Below are 15791 nucleotides of genomic sequence, written 5' to 3'. Positions count from 1 at the left end.
TGGAGGAGAGCACTGTGAGCAAGTTTTGGCGCGGAATGATGGTCGGGGCTGCGGCGCTGGCTTTGACGGCTTGCGAGAAGGAGCCGACCGGGCAGGTAGCTGCCGTTGTCGGCGACGAGGAGATCACTCTCCAGCAAATCAACGGGGAATTGGCGGCACTGCAGCTGCCTGTCGGGACCGACGAAGACGCGGCGCGCAATATCGCGCTCAACCGCGTGATCGAGCGCCGCTTGCTGGCCAAGGTCGCTCGCGAGGAAGGCCTTGACCAGACCCCGGAATTCTTCGTCCAGCAAAGCCAGCTGATCGACGGCCTCCTGATCCGCCTGCTGTCCGAAAAGCTCCGCCGCGGGGTCAGCGTACCGACCGAGGCGGATATCGAGCAATATGTCGCGGAGAGGCGTGAAGCATTCGAAGGACGCAAGTTTCTCCAGGTCGACCAGATACAGTTCCCGCTCGCCGGCAACCAGGACAAGCTGGCGGAACTCGAAGACGACCAGTCGATGGATGAAGTTGCCCAGACGCTGAACTCGCTGGCAATCGACTATCGGCGCGAGAATACCGAGATCGACAGCACCATGCTGGGCGCCGAGCGACTGCGGCAGATCGAGGCTCTGCCCGATGGCGAACCCTTTGTCCTGCCAGGGCCGCGCGTCGTTACAGTCGCAGTCGTTACCGGAGAGCGTGCTGCCAGCCGCGACAGCGCGGGTGTCGAGCCGCTCGTCGCCGAAGCGATCCAGCGCGAAGCCTTGGGCGACCTTCTGAAATCGCGTCTCGACGGCGCGCGTGCCGCTACCGAGATCAAGTATGGCGACGGTTTCTCGGCGCTTGAGAACCCGACGGGCGCGGGAAGCGTCACAGCAACCGAATAGCACACCCTATAGCCGGATTCTGCGCCCTGACGGCGCGGGATCCGGTTTGAGCTGGACGAGGAGCCGGACCGGGTCAACGGACAATCGATGAAGATCCTATTCGCCCTCCCGGGCTTTCATAAATACCACCGCGGCGCAGAAGTCGCCCTCCTCTCCGTGGCCGAACAACTGGCCAAGGCGGGAGAAGAGGTGACGGTTGCGGGATCGGGCGATGAAAGCAGCGATGCATCCTATCGTTTCACCCGCGTACCCTCGATTTCGCGCGAGACATTTGAACGCTTCCCTACCTTCCCGCCTTTTCGCAGCGAGACTGCATGGGAAGACGCAACCTTTGCCGCCAACCTTATGCGAAAGGTCGATGTAAGGTCGTTCGATGCGACGGTGACCTGTTCCTTCCCCTTTACGCACTGGGCGCTCCGGCGTGGCGGCAAGAAGGCGCCCGCACATATCTTCGTGACCCAGAACGGGGAATGGCCCGCCGTATCGGACAAGAGCGAATATCGCTTCTTCGATTGCGACGGCCTGGTCTGCATCAACCCCGACTATTACGCCACCAATCGCGAACGCTGGAATTGTGCGCTCATCCCCAATGGCGCAGATCTGGCCCGCTTCCGCCCCTTCGATAGCGACCGCGCGCAGTTCGGATTGCCACAGGACAAGAAGATCGTCCTGATGGTCAGCGCCTTCATCCCGACGAAACGGGTAGAGGCCGCCGTTCGCGCCATGGCGGAAATCGACGACGCGTTCCTCGTGGTTGCCGGTGACGGTCCGCTAAGGGACGAGGTCCAGGCGCTGGCCGACAGGCTCCTGCCGGGCCGGTTCAAGCGGCTCACGCTGACGGCGGGCGAAATGCCGAAGCTCTACAATGCGGCGGACGTATTCCTGCACATGTCGCTGTTCGAATCCTTCGGCAACGTCTTCGTCGAGGCGATGGCCTGCGGCTTGCCGGTGGTCGGGCACGATACCGAGCGATTGCGCTGGATCGTCGGCGACGAGGAATTCCTCTGCGATACCGAAGATCGCCCACGCCTCGTGGCGAGTATCCGGGAAGCACTGTCCGCCGGTGAGCGCCCGCTCAATTCCAACCTCGAGCGCTTTGGCTGGCCCGCGATCGCGCAGCAATACGGCGCCTTCATCGCCGAAACACTGGCTGGGCGTTAGAGGAGGCCCCGGAAGAAGGGGATCGTCTTTTCCAACCCGTCGCGCAGTGCAACCGTCGGCTCCCAGCACAGCTTGTCCTTCGCCAAGGTGATATCCGGCTTGCGCTGCGTGGGATCGTCCGAAGGCAGCGGTTCGTAGATGAGCTTCGATTTCGAGCCCGTCATCTCGATCATCAGTTCGCCCAGTTCGGCAATGGTGAATTCGACCGGGTTGCCGAGATTTACCGGGCCGGCGAATTCGGGCGGGCTCTCCATCAGGCGCATGAGGCCATCGACAAGGTCGGCGACATAGCAGAAACTGCGCGTCTGCGAGCCATCGCCATAGATCGTTATGTCATCGCCCCGCAGCGCCTGCATCGCGAAATTGGAAACAACGCGGCCGTCGGCGGGATGCATGCGCGGGCCATAGGTATTGAAGATGCGCGCCAGCTTGGTGTTGAGTTCGTGCTGGCGGCGATAGTCGGAGAACAGCGTTTCGGCACAGCGCTTGCCCTCGTCATAGCAGGAACGCAGCCCGATCGGGTTGACGTTGCCCCAGTAATCCTCGGTCTGCGGGTGGACCTTGGGGTCGCCATAGACTTCGCTGGTGGAGGCCTGGAGGATCGGGCAGCGCAGCCGCTTTGCAAGGCCGAGCATGTTGATCGATCCGACCACCGAGACCTTCAGCGTCTGGACCGGATCGTACTGGTAATGGATCGGAGAGGCCGGGCAGGCGAGGTTATAGATCGCATCGACTTCGACGAAGAGCGGGAAGCAGATGTCGTGCCGCATGAATTCGAAGCGCGGATTGCCGAGGTGGTGCGCAATGTTCTCCTTCGAGCCGGTGAACAGATTGTCCACGCACAGGACCTCGTGGCCCTCCTCCAGAAGGCGGTCGATCAGGTGCGACCCGACAAAGCCCGCACCTCCGGTGACGAGGTAGCGTTTGCGCGAGAAATAATTGCGTGACATCTGGTCAGCAGCCCCTGTTCCGTAATCCCGGTGCCGAGCGCGCAGCGCACCCGGTAAGGTGTTTCAATAGCGTGAGAAGGCGTTAAAAAAAGCCCATGCCGACAATTCTTTCGCTGCTTTCCTGGCTTCTGGCTGCGCCGATCGGGCTGATGCTTTGCTACTTCTCGCTCGAAATCCTGATCGGGCTGGCACCTGGTCGCAAGCCGTCTGACAAGGGTGCGCCACATGAGGACATAACCATCCTCATACCGGCGCATAACGAAGAAGAGGTTATCGGCGCGACACTTCGCGGCCTGCAGGAGGCAGCACCCTTGGCGCACATGCTGGTCGTCGCGGACAATTGCAGCGACAGGACCGCAGAGATCGCCCGCGAGGCCGGCGCCGAAGTGGTCGAGCGCCATGACGAAGAGCGGCGCGGCAAGGGCTATGCGCTGGCCTTCGGGCGCGATCACTTGCGCAGGCGCGAGCCGCGTGTGGTGATGGTGCTCGATGCCGACTGCCGTATCGAACCCGGCAGCGATGCGGCTATGATCGCGGCGGTCGAAAGCCAAGGAGGGGCCGTCCAGGCGAGCAATCTGTTCGAGCCAGACAAATCCGCACCCGCGATGGTCCAGATCTCCAATTTCGCGATGTTGGTGAAGAACCTCTTCCGCGTCCGCGGCATGCGTCGGATCGGCGGCACGGCGATGCTGTTCGGCACGGGGATGGGCTTCCCCTGGCGCATCTTCAAAGACCTAGAGCTGGCGAGCGGGGAGGCGGTCGAAGACTTGGGCCTTGCCATCCGTATGATCCGCGAGGGGCATCGGATCGGCCTTGCCGAACAAGCGAAGGTGTTCAGCCGGGCGGCGACGGCTTCGGCGACGGTGGGGCAGCGGAGCCGGTGGGAGCACGGCTTTATGGCGCATGCACTGAAATTCGCGCTGCCTTCGCTGCTGCGCGGGCTTGCCGGATTCAAGCGGTCCTTGGCTGCGCTCGGGATGCATATGCTGATCCCGCCGCTGGCACTGTTGGTGGTAGTAGCGTTGGTCGCCCTTGCAGTGATTTCAGGGCTGTTCGCTGCGGGAGCGTCCATGCTGCCTGTGACTGCGCTTGCCACTGCATTGGTCCTGGCAGTGGCCTCGATCGCGTTCGCCTGGCTGGCGGGCGGACATCGCTATCTCAGCGCGCGCGCATTGGCGCTGCTGCCCTTCTACTTGCTCTGGAAAATCCCGATCTACCTGCGGTTCGTTACTGCCCGGCAGCTTGGGTGGAACCGGACACCGCGCGACGTTCGGCCCGACGAGCCTTGAGCCAGCGGGCCCAGGCGAAGAAAATGGTCGGGCCCTTGACCAGGTAACGGTGAGCCAGGCGATGCGGCTCGCTCAGCAGGCGGAACGCCCACTCGAGACCTGCCTTCTGCACCCAGAGCGGCGCGCGCTTCTTCTTGCCGGTTACGAATTCGAGCGAGGCACCGATGCACAGGGCGAGGCCGCGGGCCTTACCCGTCTTGGCGATCTTGTGGCAGACCAACTCGCTCTGCGGCGCGCCGATGGCGAGAAACGTAACGTCTGCACCCGTGCGGCAGACGAAGTCGACAATGCCTTCCTGGTGCGAGACCGAGCGGCGCACGCCCATGGGCGGCATGTAGAACACCCAGTTGAACTGCGGATAGCTGGCTTCCAGCTCGCGGTGCACGTGCTCGTCCCCGCCTACGACGGCGATCGAGGTGCCTTCGGGAAAGCGTGCGATCAGCTTGCGGGTGATGTCGCTGCCCGGAACGGCAGGAATATCGAGATTGGAAAGCCGCGCCATCATCGACAGGACACGGCTGTCGTTGATCATGAAATTGGCGGCGCGATAGGCAAGCTGCAGGTCCTTGTCGTCGCTTTCCTGCGTCAGGGTGACGAGGTGGTCGACATTCGGAGTGACCAGATAACTGAACGGAGTTGCACCGATTCGCGCCACCAGTTCATCCAGAAGCTCCGGAAGTGTCGTCAGATGAAACGACTGGCCGATGAATTCCTGACGCGGAAATTCGCAGGGCAGGGGGCGCGGATGCGTGCGGCGTTCTACGAAGACGTCGCCGAATTTCGGAGGATTACCCTTAAAGAACAGGCTTGAATCGGGCGCGGGAAGAGAAACTTCGGCGAAACCGATCTCACGACGAGAAGTCGCGGCAGTATCAAACTTGGCGCTTACTTCGTTCATTCGATACCCCCAAATGCTGTATTTCTACAGCAGTCGAAATTCTGCTCCCAATGTGTTGCGACTACTTATTCAAGCCGTCCCTGGATGGTTTGTTTTCCAAGGCGCCCTTTGTCTTCAGGTTAGAGCCGTTGTGCAGTGCAACTTTCGGCAATTCCTGACCTTTTTCCAAGGGCAACCTAGGTGATATTCCAAAATGGGACAGGTTGCCGTGAGGTTAACCATAGGCGAGCGCAAGGGTTTTGGAAAGCGCCGATTGCGTTAACGATCAGGGGGTTGGTGTTGTCCGGTGCGCAACCGGGTCGATCGCCTCAGCGGATCAGGAAGCGACCGAAGAGCCCGTTCGGCGCGCGCTCGCCCGGGACCGGGTCGATTCCGAAGATGGTCTTGGAGTTTGCAAGGCCTTGCCGGGCTATGTTGTCGCAGCCGGCATCCTTTTCCTCGCAGATGGCGAGATAGGCTTCCCACGAGGGCGTATGTGCCGGCATCGCGCGAACGAGCCGGCGATAGGCAGCGACAGCTTCGCGGTCGCGACCGTTTTCTTCCAGCCATTCGGCATAGGCCCGGGCAATCGGCGGATCTTGCGGGTTGGCCGACGTTCCTTGCGCGAAGGCGCGCTCGACCTGTTCGGGCATTTCGAGACCGTCATAGGCGCGTCCAAGGGTTATCCAGCTGTATCGGAGTGTAGGGCATTCCGACGCCGACTGCTGGGCGGAGCGGATCGCAGGCCGCAATTGCCCCAGGCCGATCTCGGCGCGCGCGCGAACGTAGAGGAGGAAGCAGTTGGAGCCGTCTTCCTCCAGCACCATCTCGGATAACTGCAGGGCCTTCTGATACTGCTCGTTCTCCGCGGCGATCAGCGAGCGGATGGCCACCACTTGGTTGGGCGGAAGGTTCCTCGTAAGCCTGACGGCGGCCTGTTCCTGTCCCCCTTCGACCAGCAGCTTGGCGACTTCGAAGCGCGCATCTTCATTCCCTTCGGCCTCGATCAGATCGATATGGGGCAGCAGGCGCTCTTCGACCGCGTAGTTTTCGATCAGCTGGATAATGCTGGTCAGTTCGCGCGACCGCAATTCGGGCTTTGCAAGATCGGTCGAGAGTATCTCGAGGGCCTCATCGGACTTGCCGGTCTTCAGCAGGAAATTCGCGTGATCGATGCGCAGCGGCACATTGTCCGGAAGGAAGCCGCGCATCTTTTCGAAGGCGCGAGCCATGCCCGCCTCGTCGCGCAATTCGCGATAGACTTCGAGCTCGGTCGCCGCGAGCGTGGTGGTGCTGGGGTTGTTGGCAACGAACTCTTCCAGGATTTCCCGGCCTTCCTCGCGTTTTCCGGAAAGGATGCTCGCGCGGACCTTGAGGATCGTACCGCCTTCGTGCCGCGGGTTGTTCTCGAGGATTTTCTCCGCGTCTTCGATCGCCTCTCCGTAGCGCCGCCTGATCTGGCTATGCAGTCCCCTGACGAGCAGCGCCTCGGTGAAGTTGGGATTTGTCATCAGGAGGCGACGGGTGGCATCGCGCGACTGTCGCAAACGGCCGATCTGCAGTCCGATCTGCGCTACGGCAAGCAAGGCCTCCTGGTTGTTGGGGGCAAGCGCCAGCGCATCTGAATAGGCCCCGAAGGCCGAAGCGGTGGAGCCCGACTGGAAGCTGATCCGCCCCTTCATGATGTGGAAGGCGGTTATATCGTCGCGAATGGCGATCGCCTTCATGATCGATGCCTGCGCTGCGGGAAAATTGCCGGCCTGCCGGTAGCTTTCGGCTTCACCGGCGAATTGGGCGGCTCGCGTAGTGCTGTTGGAATAGAGGTACCAGGCAGTGGCCGCGCCTATGATTCCGATCACGACTGCCCAGAATGATACAAATTTCAATTTTCCGTGTCGTGGCAGCATCATCGCGGTTATACGTGGCCTTTCCAAGCAAATCGAGCCGCATATAGGGCAGAAAATGAAGAAAAATTCTAAAGGCCTTGCAATCCTCCTCGCCTGTGCGGTCCTGGCGCCGATGGGTGTCGTCCAAGCGCAAGAGACGGCCGCCCTCGCGAGCGACAATTCGAATTACCGGGTCCTGCCCGGGGACCAGATCGAAGTCTACGTCTGGGGCGAAGAGCGGTTGCAACGCACCGTTTCCGTGCTGCCCGATGGCACGCTGGCCTTCCCCCTGGTCGGACAGGTCGATGCTGCCGGCCTTTCGTTGAGCGAGATCGAGACTTCCATCACCGAAGCACTGCGTCCCGAATATCGCGGCGAAGTGCCACGCGTCACTGTCTCGGTGGTGGCGACCGCGGGGCTGCAGTTTTCGGTCATGGGCCGGGTCAATGCGCCGGGAACTTTCCAGCCGGGGCGTCCGGTGAACGTGCTTGAGGCGCTCGCCTTTGCAGGTGGGCCCAGCGAATTTGCCGATCTCGATGATGTTCTGATATTGCGCAAGCGCAACAATACGCTGGTTCCGATCAAGGCCAGCCTGGCGCGCCTGTTCAAATCGCGGGTCAGCCAGCGGGATATCGAGCGGGCTAACATTCTCGCGATCGAACCCGGCGATACGATCATCGTGCCATAGGGGGAGGCGCATGAAACAGACTAACGGGATCAGCACCGCCGTTCTTGCAACGGCAATGGCAGCCGCAGCTGCACCGACGATGGCGAATGCACAGGATTCGTCGACGGTCGATATCTCTGCTTCGACCACCTACGCGTCCAATGCCTTTTCGGAAGCTGGGGACGATACGGATGGCGTCGCCGCGAGCATCGAAGTCGCACCTGCATTCCAGTGGAGCGACCAGCGCTCGACTCTCAGCCTGCGCGGTGCGGTGCGCTACGATCAATGGATCGGCGACGATGAATCGGATCTCTCCGGCTCGGCGCAGCTCGCAGCGAACAGTCGCCTCGATGAGAATACCAGCATTTATGGCGCGGCCAGTTTCCGTTCGAGCCGACGGACCCTGCGCGACTTCCTGCTGGGCGACGGCCTAGCCCTGGAAGATCCCGAGGTCGTTCCGCCGACCTTCGAGGTAGACCCTACCTTCGGGGATCGCTTCTCCCGCCGTACCTCGGCGGGCATCTCGGGCGGAATCAGCCAAGCGCTCTCGCCGACCCAGTCGCTCTCCCTAGGCATGGACAGCACCTACAATTGGGCTGGTGGCGAATTGGAGGATTACCGCACCCACGGCGCCAACATGAGCTACTCCCAGCAGCTCGGACCGCGTTCGCGCCTGGTCGTCTCGGTGGGCGGTGGCCTTAGCGATTATGACGAGCGCGAGTTCGGAGACAGCGTCTACGGAAACGGATTCCTCGGGGTCGAATTCGACCTGAGCGAGACAGGCTCGTTCAGCATAAACGGCGGTGTCGGGATTTCGGATACGGATGTACCCGACGGGATCGACGGTTCGCGCACGACCTTCCTTGCAAATGCGCAGCTTTGCGAGCGCGTCCTCAACGGGAGGCTGTGTGCGTCCGGTGGCCGAAGCCTTGAACCCACACTTCTGGGCGGCGCCAGCACGGTGACCAATGCAAGCTTCGGATGGGTAACCGCCCCCGAAGGTCGCGACACGTTCAGCTTCAACGCACGATACAGCAAGGTCGACAGCGAGATCGATCTCATCGATCCGACCACGCTGCGGGGTTCTGAATTCGTGGGCCTCAGTGCGCGTTATTCGCGCGAGGTCAGTAGCAATCTCGATCTCTACCTTGCTCCCTCGTTCAGCAAGATCCTCGACGATACGCTGGATCGCGAAGCAAACTACCAGGTCGAAGCGGGCCTGAGGCTAAGGCTCGGAAGGTAAGTTATGGAATACCCTTCGGAAGGATATGACGATACCGAAAGCGGGTCTGGCGGCAATCTGATTGCCCAGATCCCCAATATCCTGTGGCATCGGAAATGGTGGATCATCATGCCTTCCGTGCTTGGAACCATCGCGGCTCTGCTCGCAGTGTTCCTGATCCCCGAGAAGTATACCTCGCAGGCGATCATGCTGGTGGAAGCGCCGCAGCTTCCTGAAGGTGTGCTCGGGCTCGACCAGAACGATATCATCGACCGGCGTATCGCTCGTATCCGGCAGCAGATCACCAGCCGTCCCGACCTGATTGCCATGATAGAGCGGCATAGCCTTTATGGCGAGCGGCGCGGAAGCGATCCGCTGTCCCAAATCCTTTCCGACATGCGCGATTCGATCGACATTACTCCGACCACGGCAAGTGGCGGAAGCAGCCGCGATGCGCAGACGATCGCCTTCTCTTTGGCCTTCACCTATGGTGAGCCGGCGACTTCGCAGGCTGTTGCGCAGGACCTGATGGAACGGATTCTCCAGCTCGATGCGCGCGGGAATGTCGAACAGGCGACCAATACGGTCGACTTCCTCGCCGACCGGGCGAACCAGCTTGAGGAAAGCATTCGCGAGATCGAGAATGAGATCGCCCTGGTGAAGGCCCGCGACGGTCTCAGCCTCTCTTCGGGCGGCATGATCATCTCGGGCGGCGGTACCAATTACGATGTCCAGATCCTCGGGCTGCAGCGCGACAACCAGATGCTGCTTGCGCAGAAGCGTGCCGCCACGGAGACGGACACGCGCGATCCGATGGTGATTGCGGCGGAGAACAATCTGGCAGCCGTGCGTTCGGTCTACTCCGAAACCCACCCCGACGTGGTGATCGCCAAGCGGCGTCTCGAAGAAGCGCGCAGGATATCCGACGAGAAGGGGCCGTCTGAACTGATCGTCGGTTCGATCGATCGGCAGATCGAGTTCAACCGTTCGCAAATTGCGGCCTTGCAGGCTGCCAAGTCGCGCGAACAGGCCCAGCTCGATGCGAGGCTTTCCGCGCAGGCACGCGCGCCGATGGTCCAGCAACAGGTCACCAATCTCGAGCGTCGCCTCGAAGGCTATGCCCAGCAGTATGAGCAGGTGAGCGAACAACTCTCCGCTGCCCGCGCCGAGGTCAAGGCGGAGGACGAGCAGATGACCGAACGCCTCGCCGTAGTCGAGCCGCCGGTCATTCCCGATACGCCCTCTTGGCCAAACCGCCTGCTTATCCTTGGTGTAGGCATCGGAGGCGGATTGGCGCTCGGTCTCGGGCTTGGCCTGCTGATCGAGATCTTCCAGCGACCCATTCGCGATCCGGCAAGCCTCGAGATGCTACTGGATGCACCGCCCCTCGGCGTGGTCCCGACAATCGCCAGCGCGCAGGTCAAGGCATCGAATGACGAAGAACCCTCGGGCTTCTTTGCCCGGTTCAAGAAGAAGAGAGCAGCATGAACAGCGAACCGCTCAACCTCCCGCTCTCCTCGGTGAGCGAGGCCCTGAGGTTCCAGGATGTCCCCGAGGTCTCCTATGCGGCAGGAGAGCGACCCGGATGCCTCTTCACGCGTTCGCGTGGCAGCGAAGCCCGCCCGCTGACCCTGCTTCGCAGCAAGTTGCTCAAGAAGCTGCAGGAAGAGAAAGCCAATATCATTGGTCTCACCTCCGCGACACCGGACGTTGGGAAGAGCTTCCTCTCGATTGCCCTTTCATCCTCACTGGCCCGCGTCACCGAGAAGCCGGTGGTGCTGGTCGATCTTGACCTGCGGCGCGCGTCGGTCGCCGAATATCTGAAACTCGAAGTCGGCAAGGGCGTCGGAGATTATCTGGCCGATCCGTCTCTGTCGTTGCAGGACATCGCCGTAAGGATCGCCCAAACCAATCTTTTTGTATTGCCCACGCGTGCAATCGGTTCGGAATCGGCGGAATTGCTTGCAGGGCCGCGGTTCGAGGAATTCATGGCCAGCCTGCGAAGCTTGGGCCCGGATGTGACCTGTGTCGTCGATCTGCCGCCTGCATTCGCAAATGACGATGCCATGATCGCCTTGGAGAAGCTCGACGGATACGTGCTGGTCGCCGAATACGCCAAGACCACGAAACGGCACATCCTCGACACGCTTTCGATGCTTGCGCCGGCGCCGTGCCTGGGCTCGATCCTCAATCGCTACGAGGGTGGTTTCGGCGACACCTACGCTTATGGCAGTTCGACCTACTCGCGATACTACGAGTAAGCCGAACCTAGCGAGGTTTGCCGAATAGTGTGACGAGCGGCTCTATCGCCCGGTCGATATCGAAATCGGTGTCGAAGCTGTCACGCGCGCAGGTGGTCATCTCGGATAGCCGTCCGCGATCGGTCAGGAGAAGGTGAATCCTGTCGGCGAGCTGGTCCCAGTTGCCAGGCTCGATCAGATAGCCGTTCTTTCCGTCCCTCACGATTTCGGGAATGCCTGCAACGCCGCTGGCGATGACGGGCTTGCCGAGCGCGAGTGCCTCGATCAGCACCACCGGCAAGCCTTCCATGAGACTGGGAAGGACCAGCACATCGCACCCGGCGATCTCGCGAAGTGTCTCGTTCTCGGGAAGCGCGCCGAGGAATTCGACGCGGTCCGACAGGCCCGCTGCCGTGACGGCTTGCTGTATTTGGTCTCCCTGAGGCCCGTCACCCACGATCCGCAAGCCATAGTCGGTGTTCGCGAACCGCTCGTCCGAAAGGGCTTCGACCAGGCCGAAATAGCCTTTCTCGGCAGATAGCCTGCCGACACACAGAAGGCGGACCGCTGGCGAGATTTTGTGCGTTGCTAGTTCATGGAGGCGCGCGGTATCGACTCCGCATCGGACCAGCTTGAACTTGTCCCATTTGTCCGGATCGAGCCTCCGCATGCCCTGCGCCATCATGAAGCGGCTGGCACAGGCGACGAAACGCGCCCGCGCCAGCTTGTCGGGCAGGGTAGCTCCCGCCGGATGGTCGGTTTCAGAGATGCCGTGCAGCGTAAGGCTCCAGGGGATGCCGGTGAGATGGGCGGCGAGGAGGCCGACGCTCGCCCCGCTGTTGGCAAAGTGGTTGTGGAGGTGGTCGATCTTCGCCTGCTTGAGCTTCCGGGCGAGAAAGACTGCTTCGATGAAGTGAAACTGCGACCAGAGCAGGTCTCGCAGTCCTGCCGGACGATGGGCCAGCGCGAGCCACCATGTTCCGAACAGGCGAAGGGGGTTGGTCAGGAGTGTAGCGACGATGGCCAGGACATAGGCGAATGGCGAGTGGCCGATAACGGTATGGTCGAGCGTGTCGTCCTTGTCGGAATTGCGGATCGAGAAAGCGTCGATATTAGCTCCGCGCTTGCGTAGAGCTTCGATCTCGCGGCGCACGAATGTGTGCGACGGCGCGTGCAGGTCGCTGACGAGATAGGCAATCCGCTTCATTGGTGTCGTTCTCGCGAACCCTGTTCGATCCGGTGAGTGCTAGATGGCCTGGCTTTCGACAAGGGTCATCGGCTGCCGGGCAGGCGGACGTGGAGGACCTTGAAGACATAGATGATGATGGCGACGAAGCCGATTGCCGCCGGGATGTGATAACCCTCGTTGCCGATGTAGTTGACCACCGCACAACCGATTGCGGGCGGTGCATACTGCCAAAGCGAATCCGACGGTTCTTCCTCCATCGAGCGCTGGATCATCAGTGTGACCAGCCCCGCAAATGCGAAAACCGTGATCCAATCCCAAACCGTTTCCATAATTTCCCTCCACGGCAGAGCTGCCGACACGACTGTATAAGGCTGGCCTGTTACATCAACCCGCTTTGCATCTTGGGCCAGAAGCTGTCCGCAATGCCGATCCCGACCAAGGCCCAGCGCACCAGGACAGCGCAGCCGAGCAGGGCTGCGGTTGCGAGGAGGTCCTGCCGGAAGAACCCTAGGCGCTCCTTCATGTGCGCAGCAGAAAGGATGAGATAGCGCGGTACGTCGGCGGCGGCGATGACAACCAGCGCCCAGAGGAAACCCTCCTGCGCGAGCGCAAGTGGTAGCGCGACGACAAGCCAGAGCAATTTTGCGGCATTCCCCCATGCATTGAGGGCGGGGCGGCCGGTGCCGTAGACAATGGATTCGAACACGATCGACAGGATCGAATACCATACGCCGACGAGCAGGAACGGCAGCATGAAAGCCGCGGCCTCGTAGCGCTCATCATAGAGAAGGTAGATGACCTCGTCCGAAATCGCGATGCCGACACCGAGGAAGAGCGCCGTCAGCAACAGGCCCCTGCCGCGCGGGCCCACGATAGAGTGAAGGCTCTCGCCCCGATTGTGCGCTTCCGCCACCTTGGGAAAGACGATGAACTGCGAGATGCGTAGCGCGAGAGTATATCCTGCCTCGGAGAGTGATCGAGCGATGCTGTAAATCCCAAGCAGCGTCAGCGGGATCTCGGCACCCAGGTACAGTCGGTCGAAGCTGTTGGCGGCGAAATAGAGCAGGGTGGCAACAAACACCCATTTGCCAAACGACAGGATTCGCACGGCAGTCCTGCGGGACAGCTGGATGCGCAAATCGCGCCAGTTCATGCCGAAGAGATATCCGAAGACGGCAAACAGGTTGCCTAGCAGGAGCGCCCAGACAATCGCTTCCGGCGTCGGGGAGTAGAGCGCAAAACCGATTATTGCGACAGCACCGAGTACGGCGACGATCAGCTCGATAACCGTGAGCACCACCAGCCGCTGTTGCTTCTGGAGGAGGAAGCGAGCTGGCGGGACAAACCCGGTTATTACGAAGATCGTAGCGAATATCGGGAGCAAGTCCTCCAGTTGCCCCTCGCCGAAAGTATCGGTGAACAGGGGAGATAGCAGCAGGAAGATGCCAAAGAGCAAGAAACCCCGGACTATCTGGATGGTCCAGGCCGTGTTGTAGAATAGCTTTCTTGCGCCGAGCCGATCATAGATGATGTTCTGGCCCAGTCCCACGTCGGTGATCTGCTCTGCACCCGTCCGCAGGGTGTTGAGGATCAGCATGATACCGAAGACGGCGGGCGAGATTATGGTGGCAAGGATAACATTTGTTCCAAGCCGAATTACCTGACGCAGCGCAAAGCCGGCTGAGACAATTCCGACTTGACTGAGAATGTTTGGCTTCGACACGGGCGATCGCCAACTAATCAACGGTGTCGAGCGAAATCGCCATAGGACGGCATGTGCTTGAACTTGACCAATCGGCAAACACAGGGTTGTCGATTCCGGTTGCCGCTGGCAGCTGGCGGCAGTCAGGCTGGCGATACGGCATCAAGTATTTAGCCCCACGAATTCGGATCGCGCGAGCCTTACACGGCACAACTCGGTGCCGAAAGTAGTTGGAGCCACTTATCCGTGTCGAATGGGGAGGTGTGCCATGCTGGCGCAGGCGACCTGGAAGCCTTCGGCTGGAGCTCGAATCAAATAGGCCGCCAAAGACGGCGGCCTATTCGGTCTCGCGTTCTGCGACTAGCGTGGAATACTGCTCAGGCTGACCAATTGGCGCGGAGCATCGAGGCGATCGTAGAATTCGTTCCACGCCATCTTGCTTCCATTGCCAAGGTTGCCGCTGTTGCAGCTCAGGTGCTTGTCGATGCAGTTGTCATGCCATGCTTCAAGCACGCCATCTTCCCAGGCGCCAAACCAGTCGGCGTGTAGCGATGATCCCGGCTCCCTACCGTCCATGTCACTTGAGAAGCGCCACAGGGAGGGCGAATCTCCGACCTCGATGTCCCATTTTACGGTCAGTGTCAGGCGACCCAGGTGATACGGGTGGCTGGCAGGGCAGGATTCACCACCTGCAGGAGAGCCCTGATACTTCATGTGCGAACGGTGATCGGGGCTGTCGAGGTTATAGCCGTCCCAACACTGCGGCGAAGGGATGACCGCATAGAACTTCGATCCTGGCGAGCACTGGCTGAGGACGTCGGGCATCGAATGACCCTGTGGTCCGCCTTCACATCCGAATGTTGGCTTGACCCCGTCATCGCCGAAAACATACCGCAGACCGCGGGGCAGGATGTCGGGAATGTCACCTTCTGCACTGAGCCACGGGTCGGACTTCGGGCGACGCTTGTAATAGACGGTCAGGTGCGAAGGAACGATTGCCGAGCCCTTTCCATCGAGCAAAGCTGGCATCCAGTAGGCCGAACGGTTGAGTTCGTTGACGCAGGTGCTTTTTCCGGTCTTCCGCAGACTCTCGTAAGTAGAGAACGCATCGGTGCCGGTATTTCCGAAGAACATGTGGAGGTGGGCAGCGCCAGGTTTTCCGGGGTGGACGATCGGGTCGTCATAGCTGAAGTGGCTGGGAACGCAGGCGAAGCGAAACGCGCCGAGAGCGTCCGCGCCGGCGTCCGACGTATCGCCCGCTGGTCGGAGCATGCTGTTAACATCGATACCGGAGGCGACTTTCGCCATCTGGACATTCGACGAACCGAGAGTCGCCGAAGGCGGCACCGGTGCGGGCGTCGGGGTTGGAGAAGGTGCGGGCGCAGAGGAGGGGGTCGGAGTCGGAGCGACTACGAGTTCTCCGCCAGAGGTGGTCTCGGGACCTTCTACCGAACATCCGGTGAGACTGATGGCTGCGACGCCGAGGGCGAACATCGTTTTATAGTGGTGCAAGGCTGTTCTCCGCGCAATATGACGCGGTAATAGAATGGTGAGGTTAAAACCGAGTAAAAGTCCCGTCCGGATTGCTGACGGAGGGGAAGCGTTTTTCAGATTAACGCCAGATTAAGGCGCTTCTTCGGTTCCCTCGATCCGCGACCAGTAGTGCGGAGATGCCGTTAGGATGCTTGCTTGTCCCCAGCGGCCGGTAGGTGTGGTGGCACAAACGCGAAAGGCCGGTT

At 60.9% G+C, this 15791-nt stretch carries 14 protein-coding genes; 7 read left to right on the top strand and 7 right to left on the bottom strand.

The genetic code is table 11. The annotated features are described in order from the left end of the window. The first annotated feature begins 14 nt into the window (after positions 1-14). Both K3146_RS09615 and K3146_RS09610 read left to right on the top strand, forming a co-directional pair. A complete protein-coding gene (locus K3146_RS09615; RefSeq protein WP_221546079.1) occupies positions 15-869 on the top strand; it encodes a hypothetical protein in 855 nt (284 codons plus the stop codon). Between the two features lie 87 nt (positions 870-956). After that, on the top strand, positions 957-2030 hold the full coding sequence (locus K3146_RS09610) for a glycosyltransferase family 4 protein (RefSeq protein WP_221546078.1): 1074 nt from the start codon (positions 957-959) through the stop codon (positions 2028-2030). Here the strand turns inward: K3146_RS09610 and K3146_RS09605 are convergent. Then, a complete protein-coding gene (locus K3146_RS09605) occupies positions 2027-2980 on the bottom strand; it encodes a UDP-glucuronic acid decarboxylase family protein (RefSeq protein ID WP_221546077.1) in 954 nt (317 codons plus the stop codon). The two genes, K3146_RS09610 and K3146_RS09605, sit on opposite strands and share 4 nt — an antisense overlap. 95 nt (positions 2981-3075) lie before the next feature. Between K3146_RS09605 and K3146_RS09600 the strand changes: the two genes are divergently transcribed. Then, positions 3076-4269, top strand: coding sequence for a glycosyltransferase family 2 protein (locus tag K3146_RS09600; RefSeq protein WP_221546076.1), 1194 nt, complete (start codon positions 3076-3078; stop codon positions 4267-4269). Here the strand turns inward: K3146_RS09600 and K3146_RS09595 are convergent. Next, positions 4208-5167 (bottom strand): WecB/TagA/CpsF family glycosyltransferase, encoded by a 960-nt coding sequence (locus tag K3146_RS09595; protein ID WP_221546075.1) that lies wholly within the window; start codon positions 5165-5167, stop codon positions 4208-4210. The genes K3146_RS09600 and K3146_RS09595 overlap by 62 nt on opposite strands. A gap of 308 nt (positions 5168-5475) precedes the next feature. Further along, positions 5476-7032 carry a tetratricopeptide repeat protein gene (locus K3146_RS09590; RefSeq protein WP_221546074.1) on the bottom strand — a complete coding sequence of 519 codons (1557 nt, stop codon included), beginning with the start codon at positions 7030-7032 and terminating at the stop codon, positions 5476-5478. Positions 7033-7108: 76 nt separating this feature from the next. On the opposite strand from K3146_RS09590, the gene K3146_RS09585 reads away from it, so the two are divergent. Genes K3146_RS09585 through K3146_RS09570 form a run of 4 tightly spaced genes read left to right on the top strand, consistent with a single transcriptional unit; the run spans position 7109 to position 11182 of the window. Then, positions 7109-7720 carry a polysaccharide biosynthesis/export family protein gene (locus K3146_RS09585; RefSeq protein WP_247711189.1) on the top strand — a complete coding sequence of 204 codons (612 nt, stop codon included), beginning with the start codon at positions 7109-7111 and terminating at the stop codon, positions 7718-7720. A gap of 10 nt (positions 7721-7730) precedes the next feature. After that, entirely contained in the window at positions 7731-8942 is a 1212-nt protein-coding gene (locus K3146_RS09580; protein ID WP_221546073.1) for a hypothetical protein, read from the top strand. Positions 8943-8945: 3 nt separating this feature from the next. Beyond that, positions 8946-10409, top strand: coding sequence for a GumC family protein (locus K3146_RS09575; RefSeq protein ID WP_221546072.1), 1464 nt, complete (start codon positions 8946-8948; stop codon positions 10407-10409). Beyond that, complete coding sequence (locus K3146_RS09570) at positions 10406-11182, top strand: CpsD/CapB family tyrosine-protein kinase (RefSeq protein ID WP_221546071.1); 777 nt, start codon at positions 10406-10408, stop codon at positions 11180-11182. The genes K3146_RS09575 and K3146_RS09570 overlap by 4 nt, the downstream gene beginning before the upstream one ends. Positions 11183-11189: 7 nt before the next feature. Here K3146_RS09570 and K3146_RS09565 read toward each other — a convergent pair whose 3' ends face one another. The 4 genes from K3146_RS09565 to K3146_RS09550 form a co-directional block, all read right to left on the bottom strand. Next, a complete protein-coding gene (locus tag K3146_RS09565; RefSeq protein ID WP_221546070.1) occupies positions 11190-12368 on the bottom strand; it encodes a glycosyltransferase in 1179 nt (392 codons plus the stop codon). 65 nt (positions 12369-12433) lie between these two features. Further along, positions 12434-12679, bottom strand: coding sequence for an XrtV sorting system accessory protein (locus K3146_RS09560; protein ID WP_221546069.1), 246 nt, complete (start codon positions 12677-12679; stop codon positions 12434-12436). A gap of 50 nt (positions 12680-12729) precedes the next feature. Next, on the bottom strand, positions 12730-14073 hold the full coding sequence (locus K3146_RS09555; RefSeq protein ID WP_221546068.1) for an oligosaccharide flippase family protein: 1344 nt from the start codon (positions 14071-14073) through the stop codon (positions 12730-12732). Between the two features lie 339 nt (positions 14074-14412). Beyond that, entirely contained in the window at positions 14413-15564 is a 1152-nt protein-coding gene (locus K3146_RS09550; RefSeq protein ID WP_221546067.1) for a DUF1996 domain-containing protein, read from the bottom strand. Positions 15565-15791: the final 227 nt, after the last annotated feature.

This window comes from Qipengyuania vesicularis (genome assembly GCF_019711415.1).
Lineage (GTDB): Bacteria > Pseudomonadota > Alphaproteobacteria > Sphingomonadales > Sphingomonadaceae > Qipengyuania > Qipengyuania vesicularis.
This window is presented reverse-complemented; position numbering and strand designations above follow the sequence as displayed.